The sequence below is a fragment of the Streptomyces sp. NPDC090445 genome (assembly GCF_044769385.1).
Classification (GTDB): domain Bacteria; phylum Actinomycetota; class Actinomycetes; order Streptomycetales; family Streptomycetaceae; genus Streptomyces.
Genome location: NZ_JBIVXV010000005.1, coordinates 101,015 through 115,226 on the forward strand (window position 1 = coordinate 101,015; position 14,212 = coordinate 115,226).

General features: G+C 74.0%; 14 protein-coding genes. 5 read left to right on the plus strand and 9 right to left on the minus strand.

Features of this window, described 5'->3' with window-relative positions; genetic code table 11:
• Positions 1 to 8: 8 nt before the first annotated feature.
• From ACIQUT_RS13700 to ACIQUT_RS13710, 3 genes are read right to left on the minus strand one after another with little or no spacing between them, the layout of a single operon-like run.
• Positions 9 to 1,553 (minus strand): serine hydrolase, encoded by a 1,545-nt coding sequence (locus ACIQUT_RS13700; protein ID WP_403562685.1) that lies wholly within the window; start codon positions 1,551 to 1,553, stop codon positions 9 to 11.
• A 43-nt stretch (positions 1,554 to 1,596) separates the two neighbouring features.
• Positions 1,597 to 2,430, minus strand: a complete 834-nt coding sequence (locus ACIQUT_RS13705; RefSeq protein WP_403562687.1) for a siderophore-interacting protein — start codon at positions 2,428 to 2,430, stop codon at positions 1,597 to 1,599.
• A 49-nt stretch (positions 2,431 to 2,479) separates the two neighbouring features.
• A complete protein-coding gene (locus ACIQUT_RS13710) occupies positions 2,480 to 3,388 on the minus strand; it encodes a 5'-3' exonuclease H3TH domain-containing protein (protein ID WP_403563159.1) in 909 nt (302 codons plus the stop codon).
• 250 nt (positions 3,389 to 3,638) lie between these two features.
• Between ACIQUT_RS13710 and ACIQUT_RS13715 the strand changes: the two genes are divergently transcribed.
• Entirely contained in the window at positions 3,639 to 4,250 is a 612-nt protein-coding gene (locus ACIQUT_RS13715; RefSeq protein WP_179178125.1) for a helix-turn-helix domain-containing protein, read from the plus strand.
• Positions 4,251 to 4,256: 6 nt separating this feature from the next.
• Positions 4,257 to 4,979: a helical backbone metal receptor gene (locus tag ACIQUT_RS13720; RefSeq protein WP_403562689.1), complete on the plus strand. Its 723-nt coding sequence runs from the start codon at positions 4,257 to 4,259 to the stop codon at positions 4,977 to 4,979.
• 100 nt (positions 4,980 to 5,079) lie between these two features.
• On the opposite strand, the gene ACIQUT_RS13725 is transcribed toward ACIQUT_RS13720, so the two are convergent.
• On the minus strand, positions 5,080 to 6,261 hold the full coding sequence (locus ACIQUT_RS13725; RefSeq protein WP_403562691.1) for a TDT family transporter: 1,182 nt from the start codon (positions 6,259 to 6,261) through the stop codon (positions 5,080 to 5,082).
• 70 nt (positions 6,262 to 6,331) lie between these two features.
• Between ACIQUT_RS13725 and ACIQUT_RS13730 the strand changes: the two genes are divergently transcribed.
• On the plus strand, positions 6,332 to 7,255 hold the full coding sequence (locus tag ACIQUT_RS13730) for a LysR family transcriptional regulator (RefSeq protein ID WP_403562693.1): 924 nt from the start codon (positions 6,332 to 6,334) through the stop codon (positions 7,253 to 7,255).
• 251 nt (positions 7,256 to 7,506) lie between these two features.
• Here ACIQUT_RS13730 and ACIQUT_RS13735 read toward each other — a convergent pair whose 3' ends face one another.
• The 5 genes from ACIQUT_RS13735 to ACIQUT_RS13755 all read right to left on the minus strand — a co-directional run bounded on the left by ACIQUT_RS13735 (position 7,507) and on the right by ACIQUT_RS13755 (position 11,263).
• On the minus strand, positions 7,507 to 7,821 hold the full coding sequence (locus ACIQUT_RS13735) for a DUF1876 domain-containing protein (protein ID WP_403562695.1): 315 nt from the start codon (positions 7,819 to 7,821) through the stop codon (positions 7,507 to 7,509).
• 11 nt (positions 7,822 to 7,832) lie between these two features.
• On the minus strand, positions 7,833 to 8,033 hold the full coding sequence (locus ACIQUT_RS13740) for a DUF5988 family protein (RefSeq protein ID WP_403562696.1): 201 nt from the start codon (positions 8,031 to 8,033) through the stop codon (positions 7,833 to 7,835).
• Between the two features lie 69 nt (positions 8,034 to 8,102).
• Positions 8,103 to 8,810: a gamma-glutamyl-gamma-aminobutyrate hydrolase family protein gene (locus tag ACIQUT_RS13745; RefSeq protein WP_403562698.1), complete on the minus strand. Its 708-nt coding sequence runs from the start codon at positions 8,808 to 8,810 to the stop codon at positions 8,103 to 8,105.
• A 108-nt stretch (positions 8,811 to 8,918) separates the two neighbouring features.
• Positions 8,919 to 10,388, minus strand: coding sequence for an ethanolamine permease (eat, locus tag ACIQUT_RS13750; RefSeq protein WP_403562699.1), 1,470 nt, complete (start codon positions 10,386 to 10,388; stop codon positions 8,919 to 8,921).
• 128 nt (positions 10,389 to 10,516) lie between these two features.
• Positions 10,517 to 11,263, minus strand: coding sequence for a FadR/GntR family transcriptional regulator (locus tag ACIQUT_RS13755; RefSeq protein WP_403562701.1), 747 nt, complete (start codon positions 11,261 to 11,263; stop codon positions 10,517 to 10,519).
• A gap of 77 nt (positions 11,264 to 11,340) precedes the next feature.
• Between ACIQUT_RS13755 and ACIQUT_RS13760 the strand changes: the two genes are divergently transcribed.
• Both ACIQUT_RS13760 and ACIQUT_RS13765 read left to right on the plus strand, forming a co-directional pair.
• Entirely contained in the window at positions 11,341 to 12,705 is a 1,365-nt protein-coding gene (locus ACIQUT_RS13760; protein WP_403562703.1) for a glutamine synthetase family protein, read from the plus strand.
• Between the two features lie 139 nt (positions 12,706 to 12,844).
• Positions 12,845 to 14,209, plus strand: a complete 1,365-nt coding sequence (locus ACIQUT_RS13765) for an aldehyde dehydrogenase family protein (protein ID WP_403562705.1) — start codon at positions 12,845 to 12,847, stop codon at positions 14,207 to 14,209.
• Positions 14,210 to 14,212 lie beyond the last annotated feature (3 nt).

The window sequence follows — 14,212 nt, forward strand, 5'->3', positions numbered from 1 at the left end:
CCGGCGGGCTACGGCTGCTGCCGGGTGAAGGTGCCCAGCCGGTCCTCGTCCAGGTACTCGATGCGCATCGTGCCGTCCTTGAAGAACACGCCCGTGCGGCCGACGGCGTTCTCCCCGGCGGTCTCGTAGCTGAAGGTGTCGCCGTCGTAGGGGTGGAGGGGGAACCGCTGCGGTCCGGGGCCGAGGGAGAGGGTGAGGCCGCCGCCGGGGTTCGCCGTGACGGTCGCCCTGCCGTGGTACGGGTTGTCGTAGGTGCCGGTGTACGTGCTGTCGGCGCGGGGCGGGGCGGCACCGGAGGGCGGGTGGGCGTAGTCGGTCTTCGAGCGGTCCTCCTGGTCGAGCTGTGCGTAGAGCGAGGCGAACAGGGGCAGCCAGTCGGTGGTGGGCCCGCCGTGCTCGGCGGTGTCGAAGAAGTCCTCGGCGATGGCGTCGGCGAGGCCGACCGGGGCGCCGTTGGTGAGGACGACGATGCCCAGCCGTTCCAGGGGCTTCAGGGTGACGTTGGTGTTGGCGCCGCCGAGTTCGAAGGCGCCGGAGTGGCTGAGGCGGAGCCGCCCCGCGTCGTCGTAGGTGACGTTCCAGCCGAGCCCGTAGAACTGGGGCCGGCCCGTCGGGGTGGTGGCCTGCGCCACGATCTCGGGCAGGTGGGTGCGGGCCAGGGGAGCCGCGGGGACGATCCGCTTCCCGTCGAGGGTGCCCTCGCCGAGCTGCAGCCGCATCCAGCGGGCCAGGTCGCGGGCGGTGGAGCTGACCCCGCCGGCCGGGGCCTGGGCGTCCGGGTCGCGGACGTGGCGGGGGGACCAGGTGCCGTCGGGGTTCTTCGTGTGGGTGGCGGCGTGGTCGGGCGCGGTGGCGAAGGCGGAGAACTCGGTGCTGGTGCGGGTCATGCCGGCGGGCTTGAACAGGGTGTCGGCGCTGAGCTTCTGCCAGCTGGTGCCGTGGGCCCGGGCGACGGCCTCGGCGGCCGCGGTCAGCCCGAAGTTGGTGTAGGCGTAGCTCGCGCGGAACGGCGACAGGGGCAGCAGGCGCAGGTGGTCCAGGATGTACGCCCGGTCGTGGCCCAGGTCTTCGAGGAGGTCGCCGGCGTGGTCGGGCAGGCCGCTGCGGTGCGAGAAGAGGTCGGCGGTGGTGACGTGCCCGGTGACCCACGGGTCCTTGAGGGCGAAGCCGGTCAGCGCGGTGTGCCGGTCCCACTCGGACGGGTCCTTCATGGTGCCGGCGACGACGGTGGAGGAGACCGGCTTGGAGAGGGAGGCGATCTGGAAGACCGTGTCGGGGCCGACCGCGCCGCTCTCGCCGGTGCGCCGCACGCCGAAGCCCTTGAGGTAGACCACCTTGTCGTCGTGGACGACGGCCACGGACAGCCCGGGCACGCCCGTGCTGCGCATCCCTGCCGCGATGAACCCGGGCAGGCGGTTCACCGCGGTCGCGACGTCCTGGTCCGTCAGCTGGGGTTTCGGGGGCGGCGGGGGGCTCGGGGCGGCCGCGACCGGTGCGGCGGCGGCCAGCGCCAGGGCGGTTCCCGCCGCCGTGAGCGCGAGGCGGGTACGCATACGCCTCATTGTGGGCCCGCCGACCCGCCGCCGCCCGTCCGCGTCAGGCTGCGGCTTCCTGCTCCGCGAGGACTCGCGCGTTCCAATCGCCCTTGATCGCCCGCCAGCCCTCGTCCGTCTCGCCGAGGCGCCAGTAGCCCGAGATCGACAGGCGCTCCTTCGGGATGCCCCGCTCCAGGCGCAGGTGGCGGCGGAGCTCCTTGACGAAGCCCGCCTCGCCGTGGACGAACGCGTGCACGTCGCGGGAGGGGAAGTCGAGGGACCTGACCGCCTCCACCAGGGCCTCGCCCACCGGGCGGCCCCCGCGGTGCAGCCACACGGGGACGATGCCGTCCGGCGTCGCGACCTTCTGTTCGTCCTCGGGGCCGTCGATCTCCAGCAGGGCGTGGACCCGGGCGCCGGCCGGCATCCGCTCCATCGCCGCGGCGATCGCCGGCAGCGCGCTCTCGTCGCCGGCGAGGAGGTGCCAGTCGGCCTCCGGCGCCGGGGCGTACGCGCCGCCCGGGCCGAGGAAGCGGACGAGCTCGCCCGGCCGGGCGCGCAGGGCCCACGGGCCGGCCAGCCCCTCGTCGCCGTGGACGACGAAGTCGAGGGTCAGTTCCAGGTGGGCCGGGTCCCAGCTGCGGACCGTGTACGCGCGCTGGCGCGGCCACGCGGCGGGCGGGTACTGGGCGCGGATGCGGTCCAGGTCCCACGGGGAGGGGTAGTCGACGCCCTCCGGCGCGAACAGCAGCTTGATGTAGTGGTCCGTGAACTCGCCCGCACTGAACCGGGCCAGTCCGGCGCCACCGAGAACCACCCGCACCATGTGCGGCGTCAGCCGCTCGGTCCGCACGACGACTGCGGTGCCGACCTTGCGGGCGCGTCCTTCTGCCACGGCGTCTCCCCTGACTCCCCTGAAACTTAGGATTACCTAAGTTAGCACCTCAGGGAAGCAGCGCGCCCCGCAGGCGCGCCACCGCACCGCCCAGACCCCACCGGTGGGCAAGTGCATCGACGAGTTCCGGCTGCGCCGGAGCCGTCGGCAGCGCCGGGTCGAACGCGGGCAGCGGCACGTCGGTGGCCACCCGGACCACCTTGGGGGCCACGGCCAGGTACGGCCGGGACTCGTCCAGCCGCTTGCGCTGAACGGGTGTCAGCTTCGACTTCGGGTCACCGACCGCGGCGATGATTCCGGCCAGATCTCCGTACGTGTCCAGCAGCTTCGCCGCCGTCTTCTCGCCGATCCCCGGGACCCCGGGGAGGCCGTCGCTCGGGTCGCCGCGCAGCAGGGCCAGGTCCGCGTAGCCCGGGCCGTCGACGCCGTACTTCGCCTGCAGCCACGCCTCGTCGGTGACCTGGAGCGTCCCGACGCCCTTCAGCGGGTACAGCACGCGCCGCTGCCGGGCGTCGTCGACCAGCTGGTACAGGTCCCGGTCGCCGGTGACGATGTCCACCGGGCCGGCGGCCCGCGCCGTCAGCGTGCCGATCACGTCGTCCGCCTCGTATCCGGCCACGCCCACCCGGGCGATGCCGAACGCGTCCAGCGCCGCCTCGATGATCGGCACCTGCGGGGTGAGGGTGTCCGGGGCCTCCTCCACGTCCGGCAGCCCGGCCGCGGTCTCCTCCGCGACCCGGTGCGCCTTGTACGAGGGGATCAGCTCCACCCGCCAGTGCGGCCGCCAGTCGGCGTCCATGCACGCCACCAGGTCGTCGGGGCGGTGGTCCTGCACCAGGCGGGCGATGAAGTCGAGCAGCCCGCGCACGGCGTTGACCGGGGTGCCGTCCGGGGCCTTCACGGAGTCCGGGACGCCGAAGTAGGCGCGGAAGTAGAGGGAGGCGGTGTCCAGCAGCATCAGCCGTCGAGTCGTCGTCACGACGACGATGATGCCGCACCGGCCGAACGCGAAGGGTTACGGCCAGGGGGACGCAAAGTGGCCGCAGAAGCGATCGGACATGGCACAGGAGTTTCACCCGGGGCGTAGCCCGGTCCGCCCACGGGCGCGAAACCGGGGGCGGTTGCTGCGTAAGGTGCTTACAGCACACCCCCGTGCGACGGACGCCGATGTACGCCGACAGACCTGACAAGGGGAGGGCAGCCCCGCCATGGACGACAGGGACGGCTCGGACGACAAGGAACGGGACAAGGACGCCAAGGAACCGCTCCGGGTGGGCGTGGCCGTGCGCAAGCGGCGCCGGGCGCTCCACCTGACCCTCGCCGCCGTGTCGGCGCGCAGCGGACTCTCGGTGCCCTTCCTCAGCCAGATAGAGAACGAGCGGGCCCGGCCCAGCATGCGCTCCCTGGAGCGGGTCGCCGATGCGCTGGAGACCACCGCCGTCGAGCTGCTGGCCGCGTCCGACACCGCGCGCACCGTCGACCTCGTACGGGCCGGGGACGACTCCGGGCTCACCCCGGTTCCGGGGGTGCGCCCCCTCGTCCGCGGGCACCACCAGCTGCACGCGCTGGAGTTCACCGGCGACCAGGACGCCGGACGCGAGTACCAGCACCGCAACGACGAGCTGATGTACGTCGTCTCGGGCGCCTGCCAGGTGGAGGCCGAGGGGCGGGCGTACCGGCTGGAGAGCGGCGACGCCCTGTTCCTCTCCGGCGGTGTGCGCCACCGCTGGCGGGCCGTCACCGAGGACACCCGGATCCTGGTCGTCGCGGTCGGCGACCACATCCATGCGACGTTCGAGCCGCCCGAGCCGGGGCGCTGACCGGCCGTGCGGGTCGTCTCCCTGGTGCCCTCGCTGACCGAGGCGGTGGCCGTCACCGCACCCGGCCTGCTCGTCGGCGTCACCGACTGGTGCACCCACCCGGCGGACCTCGGCCGGCAGGGCGCCGTGCGCGTCGGGGGCACCAAGAACCCCGACGTCGCGGCGATCGCCGCCCTGCGCCCCGACCTGGTCGTCGCCAACGAGGAGGAGAACCGGGCCCCCGACCTGGCGGCGCTCCGCGAGGCTGGGCTGGAGGTGCTGGTCACCGAGGTCCGCGGGCTGCCGCAGGCCTTCGCCGAGCTGGACCGGCTGCTCGTGCGCGCCCTGGGGCTGGCCCGGCCGCGGTGGCTGGACGAGGCCGAGGCCGCCTGGGCCCGGGTGGAACCGCGGCGGGGGCTGCGGGCCGTCGTCCCGGTGTGGCGGCGGCCCTGGATGGTGCTGGGTCGCGACACCTTCGCGGGTGACCTGCTGGCGCGGCTCGGCGTGCAGAACGTGTACGCCGGGCACCCCGAGCGCTACCCGAAGGTGCCCCTGGCCGAGCTGGCCGCGGCCGACTGCGACCTGGTGGTGCTGCCCGACGAGCCGTACGCCTTCACCCGCGAGGACGGCCCGGAGGCGTTCCCGGGCCGTCCGGCCGCCCTCGTCAGCGGTCGCCACCTCACCTGGTACGGGCCCTCGCTCGCCGAGGCCCCGCAGGTGCTGGCGGCGGCGCTGGCCGCGGCCCGCTGAGCGGGTCGCTCCGCGGGAAGGGCCGCGAGGGGTCGGCCGTCGTCTGGGTCCGCTGGGGCCGGTCGCGCCGTTCCCCGCGCCCCTTTCGGGGCGCTGCCGCTCAGCCGGCGGCCGGCCGGCGGGGCAGCAGGCGGCCGGTGGCCAGGCCGCGCAGGGTGTGCCCGGCGGCGAGCAGCCAGGCGGCGAGCAGGGCCGCGTACAGGGCGGCGGCCAGCCAGGCGAACGCGGTCAGGCCGGTGTGCCGGGCCAGGCCGGCGGCGCCGGTGACACAGGTGCCGACGGGGAAGGTCAGCGCCCACCAGGTCATCGCGAAGCCCATCCCGGCGCGGGCCGCCCGGACCAGCATCGCGGCGGCCAGGGCCAGCCACAGCAGTGCGAAGCCCATCACGGGGACCCCGTAGACGACCGCGAACGCGCCGAGCGCGCCGGCGTACGGGGCTCCGGCGGCGAGCGGGGCCACGTCGGCGAGCTGGTTGACGGCGGTGGTGGACTGGCCGAGGGGGCCCAGGACGAGGAACAGGGTCGGGGTCAGCAGCAGCGGCAGGGCGCCGCCGGTGAGCAGCCGGCCGAAGACCATCGGGAGCAGCAGCAGGGTCGCCAGCAGGCTCAGCCCGAACATCGCGTAGCAGGCCAGCAGCAGCGCCTCGCGGGCCTGGCCGGCCGGCAGGTGGGGGACCAGCAGGGGGCCGGTGGCCGCGGAGACCATGGGGGCGACCAGCGGCAGCAGCCAGACGGGGCCGGCCTGGGCGGCGTCGATCTCGTGCCGGACCACCATCAGGTAGGGCACCGCCACGGCCGCGAGCAGGCCGACCGCGGTGCCGGCGGTGAACAGCACGGCGTCCGCGGCGACCGCGGCCGGCTCCCCGATCAGGTCCTCGCCGACGACGAGGGTGCCGGCGCCGACGGCCAGCAGGGCCATGGACAGGCAGCCGTAGAAGGGGGCCACGGCGGGGTCGAGGAGGTGGGCGCGGGCCTGGTCCCGGTGGTACAGCCAGTGGCCGGCCCGGGCGGTGAGGAGGACGGCGAGGGCGGCGGCGGACAGCACCCAGACGAGCTGGCAGGCCGTGCGCTGGCCGGGCACCTGGTACGGCAGCGTCGCGCCGGCGTTGGTGACGATGGCCGTGCCCATGACGGACGCGTACCAGTTGGGGCCCAGGTGGCGCAGGGCCGGGAAGCGGGCGGGGACGGGGGCGGGGGTGTTCGGGAGCGCGGTGCCGGCCTCGTGGGCCGTTCCGGCGCTCCGGGAGGGGTCTTCGTGGGGTCGCACGAGGGTGGTGGCCATGGGCCCAGCGTCGTCGCGGGGCGGTGCGGGCGGCAGGGGCCGCATTTCTATGAGGCCATAAACTGACTTTATGGGTAATGAGGAGTGGATTCCGCTGGTGCACCGGGTGCCGGATCTGGGCGCGCTGGAACTGCTGCTCGAAGTCGCCCGGGTCGGCAGCCTGAGCGGGGCCGCCAAGCGGATGGGCATCACCCAGCCCGCGGCGAGCAGCCGCATCCGGGCCATGGAGACCCGGCTCGGCGTCGCGCTCGTCGACCGCTCGCCGCGCGGATCCACACTGACGGCGGAAGGAGCGCTCGTCACGGACTGGGCGCGGCGGGTCGTCGAGGCCGCCGAGGCCTTCGACGCGGGCGCGCAGGCACTGCGCGGGCAGCGGGACTCCCGGCTGCGGGTCGCCGCCAGCATGACCATCGCCGAATACCTCCTGCCGGGCTGGCTGATCGCCCTGCGCGGCCAGCGGCCCGGCACGGCGGTGTCGCTGCACGCCGGGAACTCGGCGGTGGTGGCCCAGCGGGTGCTCGCACACGAGGCCGACCTGGGCTTCGTGGAGGGACTCACCGTTCCGGAAGGGCTGGACTCGGTGGTGATCGCGCAGGACCGGCTGGTGGTGGCCGTCGCCCCCGGGCACCCGTGGGCACGCCGCACCGGTGCGGTCACCCCGGCCGAGCTGGCCTCCACCCCGCTGATCCTGCGGGAGCGGGGCTCGGGGACCCGGCAGGTACTGGACGGGGCGCTCGCCGGGAGCGGGGGGCTGGCGGAGCCGCTGCTGGAGCTCGCGTCGACCACGGCCGTCAAGGCGGCGGCGGTGAGCGGGGCGGGGCCGTGCGTGCTGTCGGAGCTGGCGGTGGGGGATGAACTGGCCGCGCGGCGGCTGGTCGAGGTTCCCGTCTCCGAGGCGGCGCTGGGGCGGGCGTTGCGGGCCGTGTGGCCGGCGGGGGCCCGGCCGGCCGGGCCCGCCCGGGACCTCCTGTCCCTGACCCGCGCCAGACCATAGCCTCCCCCCGGCTCCGTACGCGCGGGCCCGCTGTGGCTGGTCGCGCAGTTCCCCGCGCCCCTGATGTGCGGGTCGGCTGTGGTTTCTCGCGCAGTTCCTCGCGCCCCTGATGCGGGGGCCGTTCAGGGGCGCGAGGAATTGCGCGATCAGCCACGGCGGGCCCGCAGCCGAGGAAGCGGCGGAACCACCCCAGGGGCGCGGGGGCTGCGCGGCCGATCGCGGCGGCGCCGGGGCTTCGGGGGCACGGGGGGTCAGCGGCCGCGGCGGGTCGGGTCTTCGGCGTCTTGCGGCCAGCCGTACGACGTGCGGGGCGGCTCCGGGACGGCGCCCATCGACGCCAGATCGCGGTCGGCGGCCCGCATCAGCTGCCCGGCGAGATCCCGCATGGCCCGGCTGGCGGCGAGCTCGTCGCCGATGGCCGGCACCTCCACGTCCTCGGGGTTGCAGCGGGCCGAGCCGCGGCCGACGAGCTGCGAGGTTCCGGTGTCCAGGACGGCCCGGGCGCGGGTGGTGCCGCCCTCCTCGGTCAGCGAGACACCGACCTTCCATTCCGCGGTGTGTGTCATGGCGTGCCTCGTCATTCGGCGATCTCGGTCCGTTCCCACCACTCGAACACGGGCAGCCGGCCCTGCGGGCCGTCCTGCTGCCGCGCCGTGGCCCGGAAGTGCTCGTACCCTCCGCGGTGCTGGATCTTCACGTCCTCGCCGGGGGCGGGAGCGTCGACGACCCGCTCGGGCAGGTCGGCCGGTCCGCCCTCCAGGACTGCCTTGTTCGTCATGACTCCAGTCTTCCGACCCGCCGGACGCCCCGCACGTCGGCGTCGCGGTCCGGCGGGCCGGGACGCCGGTCAGCGGGCGGGGGCCGGGGTGTACGCGGCCGCCGCGGCGACCAGCGCCTCCAGGACGCGGGTGTCCTTGTCCCGCTCCGGGTGCCACTGCACGCCCACCACCCAGCGGTCGGGGTCGGGCAGCTCGATCGCCTCGACCGTGCCGTCCACCGCGTGGGCGGAGGCGATCAGGCCGCGGCCCAGCCGGTCCACCGCCTGGTGGTGGTACGTCGGCACCTCCGCCTCCTCCGGGACCAGTTCCGCGTACCGGGTGCCGGCGACCGGGCGGACCGGGTGCCAGGACATGACCCCGGGGGCCTCGACGTGGCCGTCGATGTGCTGGACCAGCGTGCCGCCCAGCGCCACGTTCAGTGCCTGCATGCCCCGGCAGATGCCGAGCAGCGGGCGGCCCGCGGCCAGGGCGGCCTCGACGAGGGACAGCTCCCACTCGTCCCGCTGCGTGGCCGGCGGGCCCGTACGCGGGTCGCGTGCGGCCCCGTAGCGGACCGGGTCCAGGTCGGGGCCGCCGGCGACGACCAGGCCGTCGACCCGGCTCAGCACCTCGGCCGCGGTTCCGGGTTCGTCCGGCGGGAGCAGCACGGCCGCGCCGCCCGCCGCCTGGACGAGTTCGTAGTACCCGGAGGGCACGAGGGACGTCGGGACGTCCCACACCCTGAAGCGGGTGGATTCCTCCACGTAGGTGGTGATGCCGATGAGCGGCCTGGGCACGAGTGCCACCTCCAGGGGCAGTTCGGGGGAGGGGGGCGAAAGGTCGGGGTGGGTGGAGCCGGCGGGGGCCGACGGGGCCGGCGGGGCCCGCGGGGCCGGCGGGTTCGGTCAGTCCCGGGTCAGCTCCGCCTCGGCTCGGGCGAGCGCGGCGAACTCCTCCTCCGGCGCCGAGGCCACCAGGTGGTGCCGACTGTAGAACGCGAAGTAGCCGAGGGCGACGGCGTACACACCCAGGGCGATGAACGCCGCGTCCTTGTCCACCAGGAAGGTGGCGACCAGGGCCGACAGGGCGAGGAGGAAGGCCGCCGAGGAGGTCGCGATGCCGCCGGGGGTGCGGTACGGGCGCTCCAGGCCCGGTTCGCGGCGGCGCAGCACGATGTGCGACAGGGCCATCAGGGCGTAGGAGATGGTCGCGCCGAAGACCGCGATGTTGAGCATGCGCGGGCCGTTCCCGGTGGCCGCGGCGAGGGCGAAGCCGATCGCGCCGGGGATGAGCAGGCCCAGGTACGGGGCCTTGCGGCGCGAGGTCAGGGACAGGAAGCGGGGCAGGTAGCCGGCGCGGGACAGGGCGAACAGCTGGCGCGAGCCGGCATAGATCAGGGAGAAGAACGAGGCCACGAGCCCGGCGAGGCCCGCGTAGTTGACGAAGGTCTTGAGCCAGCCCAGGCCCGGGTTGCCCTCCAGGGCCACGACCAGCGGGTTGCCGGCGTCCTTGATGGCGTCGGCGCCGCGCGCGCCGGTGGAGGCGAGGAAGGTGACGAGGGCGAGGAGCACCAGGATGGCCATGGAGGTCGACAGGGCCCGCGGCATCGAGCGGACCGGGTCCTTGGCCTCCTCGGCCGCGAGCGGCACGCCCTCGACGCCGAGGAAGAACCACATGCCGAAGGGGAACGCGGCCCAGATGCCCAGCAGGCCCATCGGCAGCCAGGAGTTCGCGCCGAGGGCGGCGGTGTCGACGGGGATGTCGTCGAGGCGCGCCGGGTCGAACTCGGTGAACGCGCCGACGGCGAAGACGACCAGGGCGACGACGGCGACGGCGGTGACGACGAGGGAGAAGCGCAGGGCCTCGCCGACGCCCCACAGGTGGATGCCGATGAAGATGGCGAAGCAGGCGAGGTAGACGGGCCAGCCGGAGGTGAGGCCGAAGAGGTTCAGGGACTCGACGTAGTCGCCGATGAAGATGGCGATCGCGGCCGGGGCCAGGATGTACTCGATGAGGATCGCGGTGCCGGTGAGGAAGCCGCCCCAGGGGCCGAGCGCCCGGCGGGCGAAGCCGTAGCCGCCGCCGGCCGTGGGCAGGATCGCGGACAGCTCCGCGAGGGAGAAGACGAGGCAGGCGTACATCGCGCCCATCAGCACGGTGGCCACGGCGAGTCCGCCGAAGCCGCCTTGGGCGAGCCCGACGTTCCAGCCGGAGAAGTCGCCGGAGACGACGTAGGCGACGCCGAGGCCGGTCAGCAGCAGCCAGCCGGCGCTGCCGCGGCGCAGGGTGCGCCGCTGGAGGTAGTCGTCGCCGCCCTCGGGGGATCTGGTGGATTCGGGCACGGCTGTCAGCCGTGCCCCGGTGTCGTCGGCCATGTGCGTCGCTCCTGCCCGGGACAATGGTTGTGCCGCGTACCTTTGCGCCAGTCGAGTGGAGTGCGCAAGACCCCTGCGTAAAACGAGGGTTACGAAAACCTCTCGGGGTGACGTGTGGGGCGCCCTTCTCAGGCCAGGAATCCGCGCAGCAGCGCCGCCGTGCCGCAGCAGTGCTCGCGCATGACCTCGCGGGCCGCGTCGGTGTTGCGCTCCAGCACCGCGTCCACGAGCGCGGTGTGCTGCGCCTGGGAGTGCTCCAGGTTGCGCACCAGCAGCGGGATGCAGTCCAGCAGGTCGTTGACCTTGGCGCGGACGGCGGCGTACTGGGCGGTGAGCGTGGCCGACCCGGCGAGCTCGCACAGTGTGAGGTGGAAGAGGGTGTCCTGGCGGCGGTAGTCGGCCAGGGGTGCGTCGTGGGTGGCGGCCAGCGCGCCGAGCAGCCGCCCGGAGTCCTCCTCCGACAGCCCTCGGGAGGCGCACAGCCCGGCCGCGCCCACCTCCAGGACCTCGCGGAACCGCAGGACGTCCTCCAGGTCCACACCCGCCACGCGCCGGCGCAGCTCGTCCTCGGTGCCGCCGGCCGGGGTGTCGGGGCGGGGCAGCACGAACGTCCCGCCGTACCGCCCGCGGCGCGCCTCCACCAGGCCCTGCTCCTGCAGCACCTTGAGCACCTCGCGCAGGGTGACCCGGCTGATGCCCATCGCCTCCGCCAACTCCCGCTCGGGCGGGAGGCGCTCCCCGCCCGGCACCAGGCCCAGCCGGACCACCTGGAGGATCTGTTCGAGCGCCTCCTCGAAACCGTTGCCCGCCCGCACCTGGCGGAGCACGGGATTCAGCCGCGCCATCGCGCCGCCTTCGTCCGCCGTGTCGGTCATCTCTGCTCCTCCCCTTCCCAATCAATGGTTCTTTTCAATACCTTAGGCCTCCTCGGCTCACCGAAGGAGAGATCCCCGTGGTTGACCGCATGCCGCCGCTCGCGCCCGAGGAGCTCCGCGCCCTCGTCGCCGCCGGCGAGATCGACACAGTCGTCCTGGCCTTCCCCGACATGCAGGGGCGGCTCCAGGGCAAGCGGTTCGCCGCACAGTTCTTCCTCGACGAGGTCATGGAGCACGGCACGGAGGGCTGCAACTACCTCCTCGCCGTCGACACCGACATGAACACCGTCGACGGCTACGAGATGTCCTCGTGGGAGCGGGGCTACGGCGACTTCGCCATGCGCCCCGACCTCGCCACCCTGCGCCGGATCCCCTGGCATCCCGGCAGCGCCCTGCTCCTCGCCGACCTCGCCTGGAACGACGGCGGGCCCGTCACCGCCGCCCCCCGGCAGATCCTGCGCCGCCAGCTGGAGCGCCTCGCCGGGCACGGCTACACGGCCATGGTCGGCACCGAGCTGGAGTTCATGGTCTTCAAGGACACCTACGAGCAGGCCTGGGACTCCGGCTACCGCGGACTGACCCCCGCCAACCAGTACAACATCGACTACTCCGTCCTCGGCACCGGCCGCATCGAACCCCTGCTGCGCCGGATCCGCAACGAGATGCAGGGCGCGGGCCTGGTCGTGGAGTCCGCGAAGGGGGAGTGCAACCTCGGGCAGCACGAGATCGCCTTCCGCTACGACGAGGCCCTGACCACCTGCGACCAGCACTCCGTCTACAAGACCGGGGCCAAGGAGATCGCCGCCCAGGAGGGCGTCTCGCTCACCTTCATGGCCAAGTTCGACGAGCGCGAGGGCAACTCCTGTCACATCCACCTCTCGCTCACCGACGCCGACGGACGCAACGCGATGGCCGGCGACGGACCCGGCGGAATGTCACCCGTCATGAGGCACTTCCTGGCCGGCCAGCTCGCCGCGCTGCGCGACTTCTCCCTTCTCTACGCCCCGAACGTCAATTCGTACAAGCGGTTCCGGCCGGGATCCTTCGCCCCGACCGCCGTCGCCTGGGGCATGGACAACCGGACCTGCGCCCTCCGAGTGGTCGGACACGGCCGCTCCATGCGCTTCGAGAACCGCCTCCCCGGCGGCGACGTCAACCCCTACCTCGCCGTCGCCGGCCTGGTCGCGGCCGGCCTCCACGGCATCGAGAACGGCCTCGAACTGCCCGACGCCTGCCCCGGCAACGCCTACACCGGCGACTACGCCCACGTCCCCGCCACCCTGCGGGAGGCCGCGGAGCTGTGGGAGAACAGCGAGATCGCCAAGGCCGCCTTCGGCCCCGAGGTCGTCGCCCACTACCTGAACATGGCCCGCGTCGAACTGGACGCCTACGACTCCGCCGTCACCGACTGGGAGCGCCGCCGCTCCTTCGAACGCCTCTAGCCCCCGCCTCCAGCGCTGCCCAGCGCTCCGCCGGAAGCCCGGTCACGAACCGCGGGCCGGCGGGGGCTGGTCGCGCAGTTCCCCGCGCCCTTCACGGGCGCGGTACCGCACCCCTGATCCGAACGTCTGAGAGGCCCACGTGTCCGACGCGCTGGAAGTACTGAATCCGGCCACCGAGGAAACCGTCGCCATCGTCCCGGCCGCCACACGGGACGATGTCGACGCCGCCGTCGCCCGCGCCGCCGCGGCCCAGCGGGCCTGGGCGGCCGCCGCCCCCGCCGACCGGGCCCGGCTGCTGCGCCGCTTCGCCGCGGTCGTCGACGGGCACATCGAGGAACTGGCCCTCCTGGAGGTCCGGGAAGCCGGCCACACCATCGGCAACGCCCGCTGGGAGGCCGGCAACGTACGCGACCTCCTCGACTTCGCCGCCGGCGGGGTCGAGCGGCTCTCCGGCCGGCAGATCCCCGTCCCCGGCGGCATCGACGTCACCTTCCTCGAACCCCTCGGCGTCATCGGCGTCATCGCCCCGTGGAACTTCCCCATGCCGATCGCCGCCTGGGGCCTGGCCCCGGCGCTCGCCGCGGGCAACGCCGTCATCCTCAAGCCCGCCGAGACCACCCCCCTCACCGCACTGCGCCTCGCCGAACTCGCCCTCGAAGCCGGGATCCCCGAGCACCTCTTCCAGGTGCTCCCCGGCCGCGGGGACACCGCCGGCGACGCGCTCGTCGAACACCCCGGAGTCGCGAAGATCGTCTTCACCGGCTCCACCCGCGTCGGCAAGCAGATCATGGCCAAGTGCGCCGACCGGGTGAAGCGCGTCACCCTCGAACTCGGCGGCAAGAGCCCCAACATCGTCTTCGCCGACGCCGACCTGGAGGCGGCCGCCGCGGCCGCCCCCATGTCCTTCCTCGACAACACCGGCCAGGACTGCTGCGCCCGCACCCGGATCCTCGTCCAGCGGACCGTGTACGACCGCTTCCTCGACCTGCTCGCACCCGGCATCGAAGGGGTCGTCGTCGGCGACCCCGCCGACGAGAAGACCCAGATGGGCCCGCTCATCTCGCGCGCCCAACTGGACCGCGTCCGCTCCTACGTCACCGACGACCTCACCGCGATCCGCGGCACCGCCCCCGACGGCCCCGGCTTCTGGTACCCCCCGACCCTCGTCACGGACGTCGCCCCCACCGCGCCCGTGGCCGCCGAGGAGGTCTTCGGGCCCGTCGCCGTCGTCCTGCCCTTCGAGGACGAGGAGGACGCCGTACGCCTGGCCAACGCGACCGAGTACGGCCTCTCCGGCTCCCTCTGGACCCGCGACGTCGGCCGCGCCCTGCGCGTCTCCCGCGCCGTCGCCGCCGGCAACCTGTCCGTCAACTCCCACAGCAGCGTCCGGTACTGGACACCCTTCGGCGGCTACAAGCAGTCCGGACTCGGCCGCGAGCTCGGACCCGACGCCCTCACCGCATTCACCGAGACCAAGAACGTCTTCATCAGCACGGAGGCCTGAACC

Excerpts from the sequence above, each read along its gene's own strand:
- ACIQUT_RS13700 (WP_403562685.1), bottom strand. The coding sequence starts at position 1,553 with ATGCGTACCCGCCTCGCGCTCACGGCGGCGGGAACCGCCCTGGCGCTG.
- ACIQUT_RS13710 (WP_403563159.1), bottom strand. The coding sequence starts at position 3,388 with ATGCTGCTGGACACCGCCTCCCTCTACTTCCGCGCCTACTTCGGCGTC.
- ACIQUT_RS13715 (WP_179178125.1), top strand. The coding sequence starts at position 3,639 with ATGGACGACAGGGACGGCTCGGACGACAAGGAACGGGACAAGGACGCC.
- ACIQUT_RS13725 (WP_403562691.1), bottom strand. The coding sequence starts at position 6,261 with ATGGCCACCACCCTCGTGCGACCCCACGAAGACCCCTCCCGGAGCGCC.
- ACIQUT_RS13730 (WP_403562693.1), top strand. The coding sequence starts at position 6,332 with ATGGGTAATGAGGAGTGGATTCCGCTGGTGCACCGGGTGCCGGATCTG.
- ACIQUT_RS13735 (WP_403562695.1), bottom strand. The coding sequence starts at position 7,821 with ATGACACACACCGCGGAATGGAAGGTCGGTGTCTCGCTGACCGAGGAG.
- ACIQUT_RS13740 (WP_403562696.1), bottom strand. The coding sequence starts at position 8,033 with ATGACGAACAAGGCAGTCCTGGAGGGCGGACCGGCCGACCTGCCCGAG.
- eat (WP_403562699.1), bottom strand. The coding sequence starts at position 10,388 with ATGGCCGACGACACCGGGGCACGGCTGACAGCCGTGCCCGAATCCACC.
- ACIQUT_RS13755 (WP_403562701.1), bottom strand. The coding sequence starts at position 11,263 with ATGACCGACACGGCGGACGAAGGCGGCGCGATGGCGCGGCTGAATCCC.